At 63.3% G+C, this 18956-nt stretch carries 20 protein-coding genes and 1 pseudogene; 10 read left to right on the top strand and 11 right to left on the bottom strand.

The genetic code is table 11. From position 1 onward, the window contains the following. Position 1: 1 nt before the first annotated feature. Genes EAE28_RS15520 through EAE28_RS15510 form a run of 3 tightly spaced genes read right to left on the bottom strand, consistent with a single transcriptional unit; the run spans position 2 to position 2054 of the window. Positions 2-676: an alpha/beta fold hydrolase gene (locus EAE28_RS15520; protein WP_127107887.1), complete on the bottom strand. Its 675-nt coding sequence runs from the start codon at positions 674-676 to the stop codon at positions 2-4. After that, positions 673-1143 (bottom strand): nuclear transport factor 2 family protein, encoded by a 471-nt coding sequence (locus EAE28_RS15515; protein ID WP_127107885.1) that lies wholly within the window; start codon positions 1141-1143, stop codon positions 673-675. Before EAE28_RS15515 ends, EAE28_RS15520 begins: the two co-directional genes overlap by 4 nt. After that, the gene (locus EAE28_RS15510) at positions 1140-2054 is read right to left on the bottom strand and encodes a VOC family protein (protein WP_127107883.1); all 915 of its coding nucleotides are present in this window, start codon (positions 2052-2054) and stop codon (positions 1140-1142) included. Before EAE28_RS15510 ends, EAE28_RS15515 begins: the two co-directional genes overlap by 4 nt. Positions 2055-2499: 445 nt before the next feature. On the opposite strand from EAE28_RS15510, the gene EAE28_RS15505 reads away from it, so the two are divergent. After that, positions 2500-3243, top strand: coding sequence for a TetR/AcrR family transcriptional regulator (locus EAE28_RS15505; protein ID WP_127107881.1), 744 nt, complete (start codon positions 2500-2502; stop codon positions 3241-3243). Positions 3244-3245: 2 nt separating this feature from the next. Here EAE28_RS15505 and EAE28_RS15500 read toward each other — a convergent pair whose 3' ends face one another. After that, positions 3246-4154, bottom strand: a complete 909-nt coding sequence (locus tag EAE28_RS15500) for a cupin domain-containing protein (protein ID WP_127107879.1) — start codon at positions 4152-4154, stop codon at positions 3246-3248. 157 nt (positions 4155-4311) lie between these two features. Between EAE28_RS15500 and EAE28_RS15495 the strand changes: the two genes are divergently transcribed. Beyond that, a complete protein-coding gene (locus EAE28_RS15495; protein ID WP_127107878.1) occupies positions 4312-4914 on the top strand; it encodes an NAD(P)H-dependent oxidoreductase in 603 nt (200 codons plus the stop codon). On the opposite strand, the gene EAE28_RS15490 is transcribed toward EAE28_RS15495, so the two are convergent. Together EAE28_RS15490 and EAE28_RS15485 are read right to left on the bottom strand one after the other, a co-directional pair. Further along, the gene (locus EAE28_RS15490; RefSeq protein ID WP_127108217.1) at positions 4905-5669 is read right to left on the bottom strand and encodes a DNA-binding transcriptional regulator; all 765 of its coding nucleotides are present in this window, start codon (positions 5667-5669) and stop codon (positions 4905-4907) included. The two genes, EAE28_RS15495 and EAE28_RS15490, sit on opposite strands and share 10 nt — an antisense overlap. 346 nt (positions 5670-6015) lie before the next feature. Then, positions 6016-6615 (bottom strand): TetR/AcrR family transcriptional regulator, encoded by a 600-nt coding sequence (locus EAE28_RS15485; RefSeq protein ID WP_127107876.1) that lies wholly within the window; start codon positions 6613-6615, stop codon positions 6016-6018. Positions 6616-6689: 74 nt separating this feature from the next. On the opposite strand from EAE28_RS15485, the gene EAE28_RS15480 reads away from it, so the two are divergent. Both EAE28_RS15480 and EAE28_RS15475 read left to right on the top strand, forming a co-directional pair. Continuing rightward, a complete protein-coding gene (locus EAE28_RS15480) occupies positions 6690-7520 on the top strand; it encodes an inositol monophosphatase family protein (RefSeq protein WP_127107875.1) in 831 nt (276 codons plus the stop codon). Then, positions 7513-8151 carry an NADPH-dependent F420 reductase gene (locus EAE28_RS15475; protein WP_127107874.1) on the top strand — a complete coding sequence of 213 codons (639 nt, stop codon included), beginning with the start codon at positions 7513-7515 and terminating at the stop codon, positions 8149-8151. The genes EAE28_RS15480 and EAE28_RS15475 overlap by 8 nt, the downstream gene beginning before the upstream one ends. A gap of 245 nt (positions 8152-8396) precedes the next feature. On the opposite strand, the gene EAE28_RS15470 is transcribed toward EAE28_RS15475, so the two are convergent. Beyond that, on the bottom strand, positions 8397-9332 hold the full coding sequence (locus EAE28_RS15470; RefSeq protein WP_127107873.1) for an AraC family transcriptional regulator: 936 nt from the start codon (positions 9330-9332) through the stop codon (positions 8397-8399). A 102-nt stretch (positions 9333-9434) separates the two neighbouring features. Here EAE28_RS15470 and EAE28_RS15465 point away from each other — a divergent pair, with 102 nt between their 5' ends. After that, on the top strand, positions 9435-9803 hold the full coding sequence (locus EAE28_RS15465; RefSeq protein WP_164736655.1) for a hypothetical protein: 369 nt from the start codon (positions 9435-9437) through the stop codon (positions 9801-9803). A gap of 224 nt (positions 9804-10027) precedes the next feature. On the opposite strand, the gene EAE28_RS15460 is transcribed toward EAE28_RS15465, so the two are convergent. Beyond that, complete coding sequence (locus tag EAE28_RS15460; protein ID WP_127107871.1) at positions 10028-11023, bottom strand: cation diffusion facilitator family transporter; 996 nt, start codon at positions 11021-11023, stop codon at positions 10028-10030. Between the two features lie 197 nt (positions 11024-11220). On the opposite strand from EAE28_RS15460, the gene EAE28_RS15455 reads away from it, so the two are divergent. Next, the gene (locus EAE28_RS15455) at positions 11221-11643 is read left to right on the top strand and encodes a MerR family transcriptional regulator (RefSeq protein ID WP_127107870.1); all 423 of its coding nucleotides are present in this window, start codon (positions 11221-11223) and stop codon (positions 11641-11643) included. Positions 11644-11767: 124 nt separating this feature from the next. Here EAE28_RS15455 and EAE28_RS15450 read toward each other — a convergent pair whose 3' ends face one another. Continuing rightward, positions 11768-12568 carry an AraC family transcriptional regulator gene (locus EAE28_RS15450; protein WP_127107869.1) on the bottom strand — a complete coding sequence of 267 codons (801 nt, stop codon included), beginning with the start codon at positions 12566-12568 and terminating at the stop codon, positions 11768-11770. Positions 12569-12752: 184 nt separating this feature from the next. Between EAE28_RS15450 and EAE28_RS15445 the strand changes: the two genes are divergently transcribed. Further along, positions 12753-13151: a hypothetical protein gene (locus EAE28_RS15445; protein WP_127107868.1), complete on the top strand. Its 399-nt coding sequence runs from the start codon at positions 12753-12755 to the stop codon at positions 13149-13151. A gap of 29 nt (positions 13152-13180) precedes the next feature. Continuing rightward, complete coding sequence (locus EAE28_RS15440) at positions 13181-13591, top strand: hypothetical protein (RefSeq protein ID WP_127107867.1); 411 nt, start codon at positions 13181-13183, stop codon at positions 13589-13591. Between the two features lie 337 nt (positions 13592-13928). Here EAE28_RS15440 and EAE28_RS15435 read toward each other — a convergent pair whose 3' ends face one another. Continuing rightward, positions 13929-16712: a PAS domain-containing hybrid sensor histidine kinase/response regulator gene (locus EAE28_RS15435; RefSeq protein WP_127107865.1), complete on the bottom strand. Its 2784-nt coding sequence runs from the start codon at positions 16710-16712 to the stop codon at positions 13929-13931. Between the two features lie 117 nt (positions 16713-16829). Here EAE28_RS15435 and EAE28_RS15430 point away from each other — a divergent pair. Together EAE28_RS15430 and EAE28_RS24445 are read left to right on the top strand one after the other, a co-directional pair. After that, positions 16830-17180 (top strand): annotated as a pseudogene (locus tag EAE28_RS15430) (integrase core domain-containing protein); the annotation flags it as partial. A gap of 191 nt (positions 17181-17371) precedes the next feature. Next, the gene (locus EAE28_RS24445; RefSeq protein ID WP_425466777.1) at positions 17372-17800 is read left to right on the top strand and encodes a hypothetical protein; all 429 of its coding nucleotides are present in this window, start codon (positions 17372-17374) and stop codon (positions 17798-17800) included. Here EAE28_RS24445 and EAE28_RS15420 read toward each other — a convergent pair. Continuing rightward, positions 17755-18894, bottom strand: coding sequence for a transporter substrate-binding domain-containing protein (locus tag EAE28_RS15420; protein WP_220443944.1), 1140 nt, complete (start codon positions 18892-18894; stop codon positions 17755-17757). The genes EAE28_RS24445 and EAE28_RS15420 overlap by 46 nt on opposite strands. Between the last annotated feature and the right edge of the window lie 62 nt (positions 18895-18956).

Here is an 18956-nt window from a genome sequence, read left to right as displayed (position 1 = left end):
TTCAATCAGTCAGGAATGCGATGGCCGCGTCACGAAAGCGGTCGTCGGCTGTCAGGCCGACATGGCCGGGGCCATCGATCAGTTGATGCGTGGCGCCTGTCAGGGCCGAGACGAGCCGCGCATCGGGCTGCGCCACGGCATCGGCGCGGCTGTTGAAAATCAGGATCGACGCCGTTGCGGCGGCGAGGCGTTCCGCCGTGAGGACCGGGTTCGCGGGTCGCTCCAGCACGGCGGCCAGACAGGCGGGGTCCGATCCGCTTTTGGCCGCGTAAGCCAGAAGGGCTGCGACCTGCGGCGCATGGTCCGTCGCCTCACCACGCAGGGCCGCGACAAGGGCCGGACCGGCGGCTTCGGGGGCAAAGAGGTTGTCGCCGATCCCGCCCAGCACCAGCCTGCCGTTCGCGCCGGGATTGCGTGCCTCCAGTTCCAACAGCAGCTTGGTCCCCAGCGAAAACCCGATGGCGCCGTGCAACCCGGCGGGCAGTTTCGCGGCAAGATCGCTGGCAAGATCGGCATAGGCCTGCGGATCATGCGGACCGCCCTGCGGACCATGCCCCGCGATGTCGACGCCGACCGGCTCGAACCCCGCGTCGCGCAGCGCGTCGTCCCAACCATCGGCCTGCCATGTCGCGGCGTAGGAGCCGCCCCAGCCGTGGACAAGTGCGACCCGCTTCATGCCGGGGCTCCCTTGGCTGCCTGCGCGGCTTTCGTCAGGTCGGGCGTGTCGGCCCCGGCAAACACCAGCTTCCCGCGAACTTCGCGAAACCGCCAGCCGTCCGGCGTCTTTAGGCAATCGAAAGTGAAGTCCGCCAGAGAGGACGGCGCCTCCAGTGGCAAGGGGCGTGACCCCGTGCCGGAGAACACCGTTACCGTCGCCGCGAGCCGTATGCCCTCGCCGGGCAGCACCCGAAGGTTGGTACACAGATGCCGGGTGCTGCGTTGCCGTTCGGCAGACAGGGTGCGGCGGGCGGCGAAGTAGCGGGACAGCTCTGCCGTGCCCTCGGCGCGAAAGCTTTCGATCACCAGCGCGCCTTCGGGGGTGAACAGAGCCGCGCCGGGCGTGTCGTCCACCTCGTCCACCACCGCCCAGAAGCGCAGGACAAGGTCCTGCGCCGCCAGGAAGGTTTCAGCCGACAGGCTCACGATCCCACCGTCATGAAGGTCTCGGCCATCTCGTAGCCCCAGCCGTTCATCACGTCCGTCAGTTGCTCGGGTGCGATGTTCACGTCGAGCGGGGTCGCGTCGTCGGCGAATTGCTCCATCCCCGACGAGAACTCATTGCGGTTGCCGAAGGGGTCGAAGGCATAAGCGTAGTTGTTGGTGCCGAAGCCGGTGGATTTGCCCAGACCCGCATTGTGCCGTCCCGGGCCGAATTCCCAGCGATGGCCGCTTTCCAGCAGGCGGTCGGACAGGCGGAAGTAATGGTTGCCGTCTTCTACGGCAAAGGCGACGTGGTGGAGACGATCTGACGGGCGCGTCGCCTGCATGTAAGCGATGTCATGGTCAAAGGCCGAGCCGCGCAGCCAGATGCCTGCCAGTTGCCCGCCCACGGAAATGTTCAGGGACGACTTGAAGCCGATCATCATCAGAAAGTCGCGCATCACCGCCGGATCGACTTCGCCCAGAAGGTTGATGTGGTCCATGTCGGTCGGAATGTGCGAGCCTTTGGCATCGAAGTCCGAAATGCCTGCGCGGCGTTCGGCCCCGCCGGTGCAAAGCCGCAGCTCGTGGCCCGACGGCAGGTGGAATTTCAGCGTCGCGCCCTCGCCCGGACGGCTGTCGCCGCTCAGACGCTCGGCCGCCACGCCTTCCTTTTTCAGGATGCTCTCGACCCGGTCGAGATCCTCTTGGTCGTCGACGCCAAATGTGAAGTTTTCCAGCGATTGCGTGCCCTTGACCAACGTAATGTCTGCGGCCTTGCCGCGGCACGCCAGGTGGACGGTTTCGGCGTCACGCGACAGCACGGTCAGGCCCAGCACGTCCTCGTACCAGGCAAGCGCGCGGCCGAGATCGCCGACCCTGATGGCGGCGTGGTCGATACGGTTAATCCCCATGATGTTATCCTTCTCTCAGTCAAAAGTTTTCGGGACGGTCGCCGTTTCGGCGCCGTGTGACGGCTGGCGCAGAGCGCCCACCAAAGACCAGGCAAACAGAAGCCGCCGCGCCCCCATGGGTGCGTCTCGCGCGCTGTTGCGTTAGTCACGGAAATGTCGGGTGATGGCGCGGGATCGCGCCTCCGGACGGCTTAACCCGGTCGTTGTCGTGTGTTCATGTTGCTGTCCTCCCTGCGGGCTCTCCCGGGCCCTCGTTGCTGGCAGCCCTACCGCCGCCATATCCAAAGCCTACAGCAGATCGTAATTTGAACAAATAGTCATTTTGCAAATTTCGCAGAGTGGAATTGGCTGGGTGGTGCCACTTCGGGGTGGCCCTGGCTTTGCGGCTGCGGCATACCTTGGAAGTAGCCAGTCGCAATCCATCGCCGGAGGCCTTTTTTCGCGCATGCCAGAAAATACCGGGAACGCCGACGACGTCATTGTCCGCTTGGGGTATCGCACTGCGCAGAACCACCGCCGTGCCGAGATTGGCGCCGCGCGTCGGGCCAAGTCGCGCAACACGATTCTCACCGCAGCCTTCGACTGCTACGGGCGTGCGGACGGACGCAGTGTCCGGATCGAGGACATCTGCAAGGCGGCGGGCGTTGCGCGGGGCACCTTCTACAACCACTTCGACGATCTCGAAGCGCTGCGCTACCAGCTGCTTGAAGAAATGACCGGGGAATTCGACCGCGCTGTGCATCACATGTTCGGCGCGCTGGAAAATGCCGCCGAACAAAGCGCTGTCGCCATCCGCTATTATCTGCATGCGGCGGAAAAGAACCCCGCGTGGGGTTGGGCGATGATCCATTCCAGCGCACCGGGGCATACCTTTGGCGAGATGGTCTGGCACAATTCGCTGGTGACGATCCGGCGCGGCGTGGACGAAGGACTGTTCCACATTCCCACGGCAGAGATCGGTCGCGACATCCTCATGGGTGCGGTCGCAGCGGCCATGGTGTCGATCACCAGCGGCACGACCCCCGGCGACTACCCCGAGCAGATATCCGAACACATTCTGATGGCCTTCGGAATGTCTCAGGCCGCGGCGCGCGACCTGTCACGCCGGCCCCTGCCCACCCTGCCGCCAATCGCGCATGACACCATCGTCATCGCTTCGATGCCCGCGCTTGGTGACATCGCGGATTAGGGTCACTCGATCTCGGTCTGCGCCAACGGGTAATCGGCGGCGTTCAGCACCCATCCGTTCTTTGTCGAGAAATCCATGCGCGGCGGCGAGAAGATGTCGACGATCTGCGTCGCCTCCGAGGTCCACAACGTCGTGTGGATCGCGGGTGGCGGCAGCACGGCAACCGAAGGGCTGGCGCAACGGACGTGCATGTCCGGCAGCCAGTCCGCCATGTCAGACGTCCAGGGCCAACGCAGGAAATGCTCGAAATCCCCTTCCAGCGTCAGGCTGACCTGCTCGAAGCTGGCGTGGTAATGCGGCGAGACCTTCGAGGCATCGCGCGGCGCGGTAAAACGCGGCAGCACGTTCACCATCATCGTCGTACAGCGGAAGATGCGGCCAAAGCGGCCGTCCTGCTCCGGCACGTCAAGGTCATAGGCGCGCAGGCGAAAGCCGCCGACCGGATCGGGCCATTGCTGGAAAGGCGGAATATTCGGATTGGCCGGGATCTTCGGGTTGGCGCATTGCGCCACAAGATCGGCAGAGCGCGTGGTGAAGAGAAAGCTCACCTGCCCCGTGCCACGGATCGTCACGGTGCTGTCTCCCGGCGGGACGACAAACAGGTGATTGCCCGGATGGTCGGTAACTGCGCCCGCCGCGGTCTCGATGTCGAAACGGACTTCGGCATCGGTCGAAAACACCATGTACTCGTCCATCTGCCCAGCACGGGCAAAGGTGGCGGCGCCCTCCAGTCGGACCAGCCGCACCACGAGGTTGGTGCAGCGCATCATCCATGCCTGCCAGCCCTCCCCCGTCTGCTGCGGCGGCTCCTGGCTGAAATGGCCCACTTCGGGGGCGCAGAAAGGCCCGGAGAAACGGCGCTCTTTCGACATGGACGTGAGTGCCTTGCGCGGATCGCTGTCATCGAACATGGGGGGCCTGCGTGTTGTCTGCGGTGGTCTTCCAACTCGCATGACGGAACGCGCGGCGCACGGGAAACGCGCGCTTGTTCCACGCTGCGGAATTGGGCGGGCACGCGCTTGTGCGCGTTCGCTAGCGGTGCAACGACTGGCGGAAACGGAGACCGCTATGACCCGAACGCTCGTCATTCTCGCCCACCCCGACATGGGCTGCAGCCGCATCAGCCGCTGTTGGGCCGATGCCATCCGCGCCGCAGGCGACATCACCTTGCACGACCTCTACGCGCGCTACCCCGATGGGCAGATCGACGGAGAGGCAGAGCGGCAACTGGTGGCCGATCACGACCGCATCGTGCTGCAATTTCCCCTGACTTGGTATTCCTGCCCGCCGTTGCTATCGTTCTGGCAGATCGAGATCATGAAACGCGGCTGGGCCTATGGTCCCGGTGGGCGAGCGCTGCGGCTCAAGACGCTGGGCATCGCGTTCTCTACCGGGTCAAACGGCCGCGACTACCAGCCAGACGGCCGATACGGTCGGACGCTCGACGAGGTCGCCGTGCCTTTCGAACTGATGGCCGTCCATACCGGCATGCACTATCTGCCGCCCTTTACACTAACCGGCGCGCGCGAATGCGATGACGCGGCGATCGCGGCCTCTGCGCAAGCTTATCTGCACCATCTCCGGCACGCCGAACCGCGCCTCATCGCGTCCGGAAAGGACGACGACCGAGCGCGCACCGTCTACCCCGAGGATGCAGCCGCTCACACGTAGGTCTCGCCCCTTTCGCAGGCCTCTGCGGCAGCGCGCAATTCGGTCTTCAGCGCGGCCACGTCGACATGGGTGCGCGCGAAATAGGTGATCCCCAGCGTGCCGACCAGCTTGGCCCCCAGCCGCAGCGGTGCGGCTATGGAATGTGTTTCGGGCTGAATATTACCGGTGCGCTCGCCAAAGCCGCTGGCCCGGGTGAGCGCCACGACCGAGTCCGCGCGCTGCGCTATGGCCTCCGCCTCCGCCGGGGTTGCCGCGGATTGCTGGAGCAACGCCACGAGATGCGTGCGTTCTTCCTTGGGACAGAAACCGAGGTAGGCGCGTCCGTGGGCATAATCCAGCAGCGTCATCCGGCGGTTGATCGTCGACTGGTAATGCGACAACGGGCTCATGGGAATGGTGCTGAAGCGGATCACCAGCGCATCCACGTCCAGCGTCGCCAGCGCCGTCGGCCAGAGCGTGCGGCGGGTCAGCGCTTCTGCCGACTCACGCGCCACGTCGAAAACCTGAGGCAACCCGTGATGCCCCGCCCCGAGCGCCGCGACCTTCTCGGTCACGCAGTACCCGGCCTGCCGCCCGATCTTGCGCACGTATCCCGCGCTCATGAGCGTCTCCAGCAGGCGCACGACCGTCGGCGCGGGGAGACCTGTCTCCTGCGCGAGGTGCTGCACGCGCACCACCGGCGCACGGTTCATCAATTCGAGGATCTGCAAGATGCGCTCGACCGAGCGGACCGTCTTTTGCTGGGCGGGCTCCATGATGACAATCGTACAGGAAAGCCATACGGGCAGGAAGTGCCATGGCCGGCAAGAGATCGCGCGGCGCATCAGGGCGCGCAGATCAAGCGCTCATAGGGGGATACCGGGCCTGTCCCCTCGCTCTCAGGAACGACTGCTTGCATCCCTATGCCGAGTACAGGAGGTCGGGCATCTAAACCGTTGCCCCCCCTGAGACTATCCTGCCTACTGCGGTATTCTCTCGTCCAGCTTTTTGGCACCGAAAGGAAAGCCACACGCACGCCAACTGCGCCGAGATAGTGTCACCCGGAGACCCAGCGCTCACCTGGTCGGGACGTCTAAACGGCGGCGCCGCGACTGTCGGTGCTCACGCGCCGTGCTCAAGATAGCCGAACACCGCACGCCGAACACGCGATGACAAGCTGATAGGATCATCCTCGCCCCGCGCGTTTGCTGCATCGACCATACCGCGAATGATGGCCATGATATCCAGCGACGCTTCCATTGTGTCTCCTTCATACCCGTTCGCATGAAGACCGCGTTGAAGATGCGCCAACACTCCTAGAGCCAACTCCCTTAACGCGGGATCGGGCGGAAGCCGGCTTTCTTCAGCGTCCAGTATCCGCGACAGTCTTGGGCGTTGTTGTTGGTGCCGGACGGCGATGTCGATGACTTGTGACAGCGCGCAAACTTTCGACGCACCAGAGAAAGCCGCGTCAATATCTGCGACCAGATCGGCGATCCGTCGAAACGTCAGTTCCCGGGTGATCGCGTCCTTGTTCGGAAAGTACTGATAGAGCGATCCAACGCTGACCCCGGCCCGCCGGGCGACGGCATTGGTCGAATATTCGGACAGACCACCAGTCTCCAGAATGCGAGCAGCTGCTTCCAGGATTGCGTCAACCGTGGCCGCGGATCGGGTCTGACGCGGTGTTTTGCGCACTGTCAGGGCATCGGTCTTGGCCATGGTCAATGCGAGTTTCCAATGTGAGCGATAGCTCGTAAATATGGTGAAACCCGAAAAACCGCAAGAAGGCGCAGATGCAAAAACCTGTCATCCTCTCAGAGTTATCAAAAGGCGCCGAAGCCGCCGTGCGCGAGGCGGGCGCGGCGATACTGGCGCGCTTTTCACCGGATGCCCGCCCCAAGGACCGCCGCGATATCGGCGCGATGATCGCGGCCAATGACGCCATTTCGATGGCGATACTGGTCCCTCGTCTTGAGGCGCTCGTTCCGGGTTCCCGAGTGATCGAAGACGAACTTGCGACGGGCGGGTTTGGTGCCGGGGACTTCTGGGTGGTCGACCCGGTCGAAGGTGCGATAAATCAGATCCACGGCCTGCCGGATTGGTGTATCACTGCGACCCTCATCCGCGATGATGCCATCGTCCTGACGACCGTCTTCTTGCCGCTTCAAAATGACCTCTACACCGCGACGGCAGGCACAGGTGCATGGTTGAACGGGCACCCTATAAGGGTCTCGAACAAGCCTGACCTGAACGGTGCCATGATGGGAACCGGACAGGCGGCCCCCGGCGAAGGCGCAGACATCCACGCCCGGATCGGCGCCTCGGTGACAGCGATGCTGGGCAACGTCCTGACCGTGCGGGTTTCGGTCCCCGCAACGCTGCAACTGGTTCAGGTCGCAGCCGGGCGCATGGACGGATTCTGGCAGTTCAGCGGCGTGCTTTCCGGGCTGGTGTCGGGCGCTTTGCTGGTGTCCGAGGCAGGCGGCCGGGTGACGGATTGCGCAGGCAACGACTGGACCCTTCACGCTCGGGACTTCGTCGCCACGCCGCCCCAATTCACAAACGGCGTTTGTGCTGCTCTCTCCGAAATATCAAACTCTTACGAAGGTGGCTTAGATGACTGAGATAGCAATTCTGGGCTCGGGACGGGTGGCGTCCGTTCTGACCAAAGGTCTGCTCGGCGCAGGCCACACTGTCACTCTGGGGCGCCGCGATCCCCAAAGCCCCCGCCCGGAATGGGCCACGGAAAGCCTTGCAATTGAAACCACGGCGGCCGCGATAAGCCGCGCCGAGATCATCATTAACGCAACGCCGGGTGAGACCTCGATCGCGCATCTTGCGCCGCATGCCGGCGGATTGCGGGGCAAGGTGTTGTTGGATGTGTCCAACGCGTTGAAGCGGGATGACGCTGGCCGCCCGATCGGATTGCTCTACCCCAACGGCAGCGTTGCGTCGGCGTTGCAAGACACGCTCCCCGATGTGCGCGTGGTCAAAGCCCTGAATACGATGTTGTTCATTGTCATGGCCAATCCGGGCCTGCTGTCGCGCCCGCCGAGTGTTTTTCTGTCAGGCAATGACCCGGATGCGAAAATGCGGGTCCGAAGCCTTTTGGAAAATCTCGGCTGGGCACAAGACATGATCGAGGATCTCGGCGGGATCGCGACCGCCAGCGGACCCGAGAGCTTCATGCTCTTCGTACCGCCTTTGATGGCGCGCGACGGCATGATCCCCTTCGCCCTCTCGATTGCGCGTTGAGCACGAATTGCGGACGCCTGAGGCTGACAATGAGGGTCTGTTGTCGGTGCCAAGTGTCAATCGCGGCCCAGACCTGCCGTTCGTCGGTCAAGTTGATAGTGCGCTGCAGCGTCTTCAAACCGGCCTTTCGCTGCGCACCTACACGTTGCTGAGGGAGCATGTTCTGAGCGCAACGCGTGCACGGCTCAAGTCTCCGCGCTCACTTTGCGAGCGCCCGCTTGCGAAGGCTAGGAAGCCTGACCCACCTAACCCCGAGGCAAGGAGGAATGCATCGCGTCGCCGCCTCCGAATGACCTTGCGTGCTGCCGGGGGCTCTTGCCCGTGACGCGCTTGAATGCCGTTCTGAACGCGCTTTCTGATTCATAGCCAAGGGCATGGGCAATCGCGCCGATCGGCTCGCCCTGTTCCAGACTGCGTCCGGCGAGGCGCATGCGCCACTGTGTGAGGTACTCGATCGGGCTTTCGCCAACCAAGTGTCGGAACTGCGCCGCGAAGCCGGAGCGCGACATGCCGGCCTCAGTGGCAAGGGTCTCCACCGTCCAACGTCGCGACGGCTCCCGATGGATCGCCTGAATGGCGGCGCCGACGCGTTTGTCCGACAGCGCGAACAGCCAGCCGATACCCTTGCTCTCAGTGAGATGCAGGCGGAGTGCCTGGATGAAGATCATAGAGGCGAGTTGCTGCGCCACAAGGATGCCACCCGGCTTTAGATCGACGAGTTCCTGCCGCATCAGCGCCAAGGCCCAGCGTAGCGTTTCACGCGCAGGCCTATCGCGCAAATGGACGATTGGCGCCAGCATACCGAGCAAAATCTCGGCCTGCGGCCCCGCGAGGGCAAAATGTCCGCCGAGCACGGTCACATCGGTCCCGTCGTTGAGCTTAACCAATGTGCCTTCTTCAGCGCCGAGAAAGTGGCGCTGCCAATCGTCGGGGGGCAGGCTCAGATCACTGGCGATGTGAAACGGTTGGCCTCGGGGAAGGATGAAGCAATCACCCGTTTGCAGAAACACAGGCGCGTCCAAGCCTTGCACTGCGATCCAACACGAGCCGTTGGCGACGGTGTAGCATTTGACGGCGTCATGCGCGTCAAAGCCGACCGACCAGTTCCCACCGGCCTCGAAGCCGCCCACGAGATAGCTTCTCAGGCGCAGAAACGAGATGATGTCGGACAGCGGGTCCATTCTGGATGATCTCCAACAAAGAATGGAGTTTTGCGCATAGTTCGTCCGACGTCGACTGCCTATTTTCGAATCCAGCAATGGTTTGATAAATGGAGACGACCTTTGACCTTCCAGATATTGGCACTCGTCATGACAGCCGCGTGCATTGGTCTCGGTGCCCGCTTCCTGTTCTTCGGTCGTGGCCTGCTGACAGAGTGGGGACTTGAGAGCACCACGGGCGCGCTCATCCTGCTACGGCGGATGAGCCTGATGTACCTCGGCCTCGCGCTGGTGTTCTTCATCGCGCGAACAGCCGGCCCTTCGGACATCCGCTCGGCGATGTGCCTGATCATGGGCGGAATAGCGGTCTTGCTGGCGGGCCTCGGTCTTTACGAGTTCCTCGCCCGGCGTGCCAGCGCAGGCATCTTTCGGTCTGCCATCGCGGAGGCGGTGCTTGGCGCAGCCTTTGTCTGGGTTTGGTGGACGGGGTGATCACCGCGATACGACTTGCCCGACGTAGCCGTGCGCACGTGTAGAACCCGTCGGGGGAGGGAATTCCGCCCGCGCTTTGCTCACTGTCAGATTTATCGCCGCTGCATCTCGCGATGACAGCAGCAACAAACCTTGGACAAACCAGGCTTTCGCGACGCTACGCGCAAAGGCCTGACGTGTTCGGATACACCCATGGCCCGTTCCTGGCCGGGGATGGATCGCGTCTAACCCGTCCGGCGCTCTACGCATGCCGTCACCTCGACGGTTACGTGCTCCATCCCGGTCGTCTCGCGCACGCGGCCTTTCACGGCGCGGCGCACGTCGTCCGCCACCGCGCCCGGCGCGAGCTCTACCTCCATCGTGGCCATGGGCCGCTCCTGAGTGATCGACCAGGCGTGGACGTGATGGGCGCGGGCCACGCCGGGCAGCGTGGCTTCCAGGTCGGCCGCGACGGCGCGGGGATCGAAGCCGGCGGGCGCGCCTTCGAGCAGGATGTGGCCGCTCTCGCGCACCACGGACCACGCCGAGCGCAGGATGAGGAGAGCAACCAGCACCGACAGGATCGGGTCGATGGGGGTCCAACCTGTCCAGATGATGATGAGAGAGGCCGCAATCGCCGCAACCGAGCCGAGCAGATCTCCCATGACGTGCAGGGCGGCGGCACGGACGTTGAGGTTGTTGCCCTCCGCGCGGCTGAGCACCCAGAAGGCCAGAACGTTCACCACGAGCCCCCCCACGGCGACCCAGAGCATCAGCCCGCCCAGCACCTCATGCGGATCGCGCAGGCGTTGGATGGCCTCGACGACGATCCACCCCGCGATGGCGAACAGCGTGACCCCGTTCACGAAAGCGGCCAGCACCGAGAAGCGGTCGAAGCCGTAGGTCCGCTTCCAGTCCGCCGGTCGACGCGCCAGCCGGAAGGCGAACCATGCCAGCAGGAGCGAGGCGAAGTCGGTCAGCATGTGACCCGCGTCGGCCAAGAGCGCGAGCGATCCGGAGATGAGCCCGCCGAGGACCTCGGCCCCCATGAAGCCGCCCGTAAGGGCCGCGGCCATGAGGATGGCGCGTTCCTTGGACCGGCGCGCCTCGGGCGTGTCATTGGCCGAGAGGGTCGGGCCGTGCGAATGGCCCGCGTGCCCATGTGCGTGGCTGTGCCCATGCCCGTTTGCGTGATCGTGCCCGTGCCCGTGACTGTGATCGTGACTGTGATCGTGTCCCATCACCGCCCCTCCGCCCAAAGGCCCGTGTCAGCCGGGCGCGCGACATGCGCGTTTATCCCGCGGTGGATTGTGGGGGCATCGAAGCCCGGCAGGTCAGGGCTGCGGCGGTGTAGGTTGGTCATGGCAGTGCTCTTGATTCGTTTCGTCCCCATGGTAGATACGATCTACAGCCACTGTAGCTTCAAGGGGTAATTGCGATGCAGGGCCATTCCATCGGTGCGCTGTCCAGGCGCACGGGCGTGAAGGTGACCACGATCCGCTACTATGAGGGGCGTGGTCTTTTGCCCGATCCCGGCCGCACGGGCGGGGGGCAGCGCCGCTACGGCGATGCCGAGCTGGACCGGTTGTCCTTTATCGCCCATGCCCGGCAGCTTGGTTTCGACCTCGACGCCATTGCCGAACTGATCGCGTTGCAGGAGACACCCCATGCTGCCCATGGCGACGCGCACCGCATCGCGAAGGATCGGATTATCGAAATCCGTGATCGGATCGCGCGGTTGCGGCGGCTGGAGGCTGAATTGGTACGCGTCGTGAACACCTGCGACGGTCAGTCCGATGGCGAACCCTGCCGGGTGCTGCACGCCCTTGCCGATCATCAGGCGTGCGAAAGCGAGCACTGAGACCTGCTTGGTGTCACAAAGAGGTTTTGACCGTGAACACGTCGCGTGCCGGGGTGCGGGCCACGCCGGAGCATTCGCCAAGCGGCGATTGTGGACGACACTCGGCACCTCCGATCGCTCTTCCCTATCGTAAACGACTCCGGTCGAGCAGATAGCGGCTTGGTGGCTTGCCGACCATCTTTCGAAACATGGTCACGAAACTGCTGGCGCTTTCATAGCCGAGATCGATGGCGACGGCCTGAACCGACTGACCCGCGCTCAGCCGCCGCAAGGCAAGCACGATATGCAACTGTCGGCGCCAGCGGCCGAAACTCATGCCCACCTCTTCGGCTAACAGACGGCTCAGGCTGCGCTCGCTGAGCGCGACGCGGGAGGCCCACTCCGCGACGCTCGCATGATCCGCAGGCGCCGCGATCAACAGGTCGGTGAGCTTCTTCAGGCGCGGATCGCCGGGGATGGGGAGGCAGAGATCCTCGACCGGTGCCACCGCCAGCTCATCGAAGAGAACGGACACGATCCGGCCATCCGGACCGTCGACATCATAGAGGTCCGGCAGAGCGTTTGCCCGCATCAGCAACTCACGGAAAAAACGTGACACCGTGATCGTGCAGCAGTCTTTCGGCAGGTTCGCGGAGTCGGGAGGATCAATGAAGAGCGAGAGACACTCCACCTCGCCCGAGCCGAAAACGGAATGGGGCAGTCCGCCGGGAATCCACACCGCGCATTGCGGCGGTACGATCCAGACTGCGCCGTCGACCTCGCAATTGACGACGCCCCGCACCGTGAAGAGCAGTTGCGCCTTTTGATGGTGGTGCCGGGGCGATTGCTCCAGGGCGTCAAGGGTGGCGACCGCGTTGGCTGCCACCAACGCACGCGGGATCTCGTCGACATAGGCGAGCCAGTCGCGACGGACGTCCAGATACATCTCAGACCTCGGCATTCTCAGATCAGGCCGGATTGAAACATATCATGGCAAGGTTGCGCAATGACGCCACGTGCCGGCTGGCGTATTGCTGTGGGGCAGAGGCGGCTGGCGGATCTTGTGATCGCGCTCCGTTACTGAAGGGGCAGAGCTGACCTGCCCGACACATAGCTACAGGAGTTTTCACGTGATCGACAATGCCCCGGTCAAGCTCGCGCTCGCATGGCTCATCCCTGCAGTTGGTGCCGCACTCTTTGTCACGATCCAGTGCTTTTCCTATCTGAACGTCTATGTCGGCAGCGGCGGAACGATGCAGGCCATGACGTTCGATCCCGCCGCCTTGTGGGGCGTGTCCATTTTCTATGGCGCTTGGGTCGTCCCGCCCTTGCTGGCGCTTGTCGCAAGGCGGGCGACCGATTGGGCGATGCTCGTCCTCGGCGGTCTGCTGTTCGTCATGAGCACGCTCGCTGGCGTCTTCGATGGCTTGCGCGATGGCGGCCATCTTGTGGGTCTGGAACTGCTGGCTGTCACGCTGCCGGGCGTGGTCGCGCTTCTCTTTACATGGCAGCACATTCGCTCGACCTGAAACCGTCCATTCTCGTCAGGAGACGAAACATGCCCTTGGATATCAGTAACTTCCCGCTTGTCTGGATGAGCTATGACGAAGCGCCCGATCACGACCACGACGAGGATTTCTCGGCACTCGAGGCGTGCTTTAAGCGCGGCGCACCGTTCGTGATCCTGAGCGATAATGCTCCGACCGAAGACGAAGACCACGACCACAGCCAGGAAGAAAGGAAGCGCACCGCGCTGTGGATGAAGAAGCACAAGGCCGAATTGCGGACGCTGGTGCGGGCGATGATCGTGATTGAGCCGAGCGCTGGCAAGCGTCTGGCCTTCAAGACTTTCGGCGCGGTCTTTTCCAAATTCTGGGGTTTTCCGTTGAGGATTGCAGTGACTCGCAAAGAGGCGATGGATGTCGCCGAGACCCTGCTGTCAGAGGGCGTGGGCCTCAAGAACGGCTGAGTGAGCCATGCGAAGACGGTTTTCGGAAGTTTGCAGGTTTCGCTCAAACTTAGGTCGATCGGGCTATGCCGCAGGTGTGTTAGCGAGTGGTCTGCCGGTGGAGGGTCGAGCGCGCAGTGGATGTCTCCTCCCTCCCTCACTATCGATCGAACAAGCTCGGGTAGCGGACCATCTTGCGATCCGCTCCGGCAAGGGGTGCCGCAGAAGCGCGGGGACTTGGTGATCAGGGGTTTCGCGCACCCGAAACCGACGACTATCAACCCAAAGACTCTCGTTTTAACTCAGGGATGACCCGGGGCGCAGGTCAGGCACCTTGAATCCGCAGGCGATCCTGTCGTCACCCGCGCTTCAGCACAGAGGTAATGGCCGCGAGCAGATCGGGACGACGGAACGGCTTCGACACGTGCGCGGCGAAACCCGCGGTCAGGTATTCCTGGACCTGATGCGCCATCGCATTGGCGGTGACCGCGACGGCAGGAACGCAAAGCCCGGCGCCACCCGTCGCGCGGATCGCCGCCAGGGCTTCGATTCCGTCCATTACCGGCATGGAGATATCTAACAGCAGCAGATCGGCGGGAGTATCGGCCTCTACCATCCGTTGCCATTCTTTCACGGCCTCAACGCCGTCGGTCACCACCACGACGGTCGCGCCGCTGGCCTTGAGCATCTCGCTCAGCACTATGCGGTTGGTGATGGAATCATCAGCAACGAGAAGCCTGAACCCCACCAGCGAGTTCGACGTGATAGCGTCAGCCACGCGGACATCCGCTGCCGGCGCATCGTCGGCCAGCGGCAGCGGCAGCGAAATTTCCACACGCGTTCCGGCGTCGGGGGTGCTTGAGATCGCGATGTGGCCGCCCATCAGGCTGATCAGACTGCGCACGATGGTCATGCCCAGCCCGGTGCCACCGAAGCGCCGCATGGTGCCGCTCTCGGCCTGCTCAAAATTCTCGAAGACTCGGCCGACCTGCTCAGGTGTCATGCCGATCCCGGTGTCCCGGACCTCGATCGTCAGCGGCGTATCGTCCGAGCCAGAAAGAGACAGCGCCACCGAGCCGCGTTCTGTGAATTTGACAGCATTGCTAAGCAGGTTGTTCAAAATCTGCTGGATGCGGAACGGATCACCCAGACGGGCACGTTCTGCCCCCGGGCTGGTTGAGACCTCCAGGAGCAGACCCTTTTCCTGCGCGCGCAGGCTGTGCATCGGTTCAATCTGGCGGGCAATATCCGCGGGGATAAAGGCGATGGCCTCGACGGTCATCTTGCCTGCCTCGATCTTCGACATGTCGAGGATTTCGTTGAGCACGTTCAGCAACAGCTCGCCCGACTGACGGATGGTGCCGATCATGCTTTTCTCGGGCGACGTCGTGATCCTCTCGTCCAGCAGCTCGGCCATGCCGAGGACGCCGTTCAGCGGGGTGCGGATCTCATGGCTCATGTTGGCCAGAAAGGTCGATTTCGACCGGTTCGCCGCCTGCGCCTGCTCAAGGGCCTGCTCCAGCCGCACCGCTTTGGCGATGTCGTCGCTTATATCGGCGAAGGACATGATGAAACGGGCCGGAGCATCCGCTGCCAGTGCAGTGCTGTGCGGCGCCACATTCACCGACAAGGTGCATCGGGATCCGTCCGCCCGGATGATCCCGATGCGCATCCCACGCACGGTTTCACCCTTGGTCAAGGCACGGCGCAGCGGATAAGAGGATACCGGCATCGGCGATCCGTCAGGCTCGGTCAGTTCCCACGAAACGACATCAGCCCCCTCAAGATCGTGGTGGTCGACGCCCAGAATGCGCCCGGCTTCTGCATTTGCGTAGGTGATCAGCCCGTCGCGGTCGGTCACCACGATCGCCGACATCGAGGCATCCATCACCTCGTTCAGAAAAGTGCGGCTGGCGGCGACTTCGTCTTCCAGTTGCTTGCGCCGCGTCACGTCAATGTGAATGCCGACCAACCGTCGGAACCGGCCGTCCGGAAAGCGTTCGGTGACCGAAGCGCGCGACAGGATCCAGGCCCAGCTTCCGTCCTTGCGCCGCATGCGCACGTAATGTTCGCGGATCTTCTCGATGCCATCCGCGGGCGGTGCCAAATCTTTTTCCTCGGTGGCGATGACCCGGGCCAGGTCGTCGGGATGCGCCAGATCCGTGAACGCGCTTGTCAGCGTTGGGCTAAGTTCATCGGGCGCGTACCCCAGCATCTGCGCATAGCGCCCGCCGGTGCGCTCAATGCCATCGTCAACGCTCCAGTCCCAGGTGCCGACATCGGTGCTTTCGATGATCTGGTTCAGCGTTTGGCGCGCCTCTGCCAGGGCCCGGTTCGCCGCGTCCAGCGCGTCCAGATGCCGGTGGCGTTCCGTGGTTTCGATGCGCACGGTGATGCAACCGCCATCGATGGTGCGCAGATCCAGTCGCCGTATCCAGCGGCCGTCGGCAAGGCGCACTTCGCCCACGTAACCCTTGATGAAAAGCGCGTGCTGTTCGGCCAGCCACGCTTGTTCGCGACCGCTGGCATTGGGATAGACGTTCCTCTCCACGCCTATGGCCAGCACGTGATCGAAGTCGACGCCGGGCACCAGCACATCGGCCAGCAGCGGATACATGCGCCGGTAAGCGGAATTGGCCATCACCAGCCGGTTGCGATCATCCCACACCAGCACCCCGTCGGGCAGCGCTTCTATGGCATTGGCCAGCTGCGCCCGGGCCCGCTCGGCCTCGTCCAGAGGGCGCCCGGCGTGGACCCGGTGATCCGTCTGTGCAGGGATGTCTGTGTCGAGCACGGCAAAGCCCGATACCGCGCCGTCGTCACCCTGTAGCGGTACGAGTCTGACTTCGACCGGGCGTCGCTCTCCGGTTGCGTCACGGCTGAGCGTCTCGCACTGACAGGCGTCTCCGCGGGCCATGGCGGCAGTGAGCGTCGCGATCTCGTCGGCCTGCGCGTCCCAGACAAGATGCACCAACTCCCGCCCCCGCGCTTCTGCGAGCGACCAGCCGGTCCGCTGCTCCCACGCGCGGTTGGCCCAGGTGATGCGAAGCGCCGCATCAACGATGACGACCCTGCCGGCCATCGCTTCCACAATCTGGCGAAGATGCCGAGGAAGCGGGGAGTGTTGCGTGTCGCTGGTCATAGGTCGCCTGTGAGAACCGCCTGTTGGTTTCTACCCCGACGTGTGCCGGTTTTTATGTCGGGATGACACACATATGATTTATGCTGAGCGGGCCATCGCCGGGTCAAGGCATTGCTGGTTCCAGACACCTCGATCTCGGGGCGCCGTGTCGCGCGTGAACTGACGGCTCTGATAGAACGCCGCGGAAAGCCTGGGATTATTGTCAGCGACAACGGGACCGAACGGACCAGTAACGCGATCCTGCGATGGTGCTCCGAACACAAGGTCGAATGGCATTACATCGCGCCGGGAAAGCCAATGCAGAATGGGTTCGTCGGGAGTTTCAACGGGCGGATGCGCGATGAGCTGCTAAACGAGACCATGTTCCGCAACCTGACACACGCGCACGTCGTGATCGCCGCAGGGGCGAACGACTACAACGCCGAACGCCCGCATTCGGCCTTGGATTACCAGTCCCCGGTCGACTACGCGCGGACCCTGACCACCGCAATCGCCCGCCCCGCTGCGCGAGATGATAGCTCCGCGCGCCGGGCGATTGCTCAACCTGCGCCAACCGGCGTAAACACCAATTGGGCTCCGGTCGCGGCTGGATTAAAGTTCAGTGGCAGGTCACCCATGCCGACCAGTCCTGCGGCAACTTCTAGGAAGCCGAGGCGGAGATGATGGGCGACATTCTCGAGAAAGACGAAGGGCAGCTCGGCCTCGGCGATGATGCGGGCGACCTGCGGCCAGCGATGTTACGGGTCGTCCGCGCCCCGGCGCTTTCGCGCGACGGAGAACTGTTGGCACGGATAGCCCGCAGTGACGATGTCCACCGCGCAGCGCCAAGGGCGGCCGTCGAAGATGGCAACATCGTCCCAGACAACCGCCTGATCCAGGGACGCGTCTTCCATCCGCGCCACGAGAGTGGCTGCGGCGTAACCATCAAGGCCTCACGCCGCGTGAGTTCCAAAACCGGTCAATGGCGGGCAAAACGTGACCAGAAACGACCTCTGAACGTGGACATATTCGGGATCAGGTTGTTCTTGTCAGAACCATCTCATCACGGATCGCTTCCAAAATACCGCGTTCTTATGGCATCGATCTGACTGGTTTCGTGAGCGCCGATAAGCTCGACGGTGAGAGCGCGGGTCAGATCGCTGCCTTGGGTCAATCCGAAAGCATATTTGTCGGGTGCGAAGATTGGGCCAACGACACTGACGGGTTGATCGGGGTGCGTGTGCGCATAGTATTCGAGCACCGGCGCATCGCCGACAATCGCGTCGATCCGACCGCCGAGAAGCGCTGTGACCGCCTGATCGATATGCGCAAAGGGACGGGTCGTGAGGCCAGCCTCTTGCGCATAACTCTCGGACACGCTGCCCGGCTGGACGCCGACAACGCGTCCGGGCAAATCAGCGAAGCTATTGATCTTGTTGGTCAGCGACAAGGTGGTCATGACGCTGGTTACCGATGACGTTACATAGGCAAGAACGGCAATCCCGCAGACCAGCCACAGCCCCTGCCACAGGCGCCCGGCCCAGCCAAGAAAGTTCTTCCGCGTGGGCGATTTTCCCGAGGTCGCAACGGACATGACGACGTAGAAGCTTTCGGCGATCCCATCGCGCCAGCGCCGCGGAAACTCTTTGTTGAAGCGTCGATCAAACAGCGTGACCAGCAATGTCGCCATGGCTATGACGAAGGCTATCCAGGCGTAGCCGCGCAGATGGCCTGAATCTTGAAGACCCCTCAGGACGTCCCAGAAACCGCCGCCCCGGTCGTCGTTCACCATGATGCGCTGGCCAGCGTCGAACCACGGATGGGTGAAGTCAACGCGCTCGGCGCGGGCTCTGGTGACGGTCAGGTTGGTAACGGCGACGGCGACGTCTGCGTTCGCAACAGCCGTGACAAGGTCTCCGGTATTGTCGAGCTCGACATAGATGCTCTGCAACGAGAGTTCTTGCGAAATTCGCTCCCACAGGTCGATGGCCATGCCAGTGAACGTGTCGCCGTCGCGCATGACAAAGGGAGGGTGCACATAGACCCCGACGCGCAGATTGCGTTCTCCAACCGGCATATCGGCCGCCGGAGCATCCTGTGCCGCGACCTGCCCGGCCCAGATTGCCAGCGTGATTGCCAGCCCCAGCGTCTTGAGCCCTTTCAGAGACAGCCGCCGGTTCAGAAAGGAGAGAACGGTTTTCACGTCAGAGGTCCGTTAACAGCGTCAGTCGATGGTCCGAGCCTTGTTCGCTCGGTCCCCTGAAC

This window comes from Pararhodobacter zhoushanensis, assembly GCF_003990445.1.
In the GTDB taxonomy this organism is placed as follows: Bacteria; Pseudomonadota; Alphaproteobacteria; order Rhodobacterales; family Rhodobacteraceae; genus Pararhodobacter; species Pararhodobacter zhoushanensis.
Note: the sequence above shows the minus strand (reverse complement) of the source record. Positions and strands in the feature narration are given on the sequence as shown.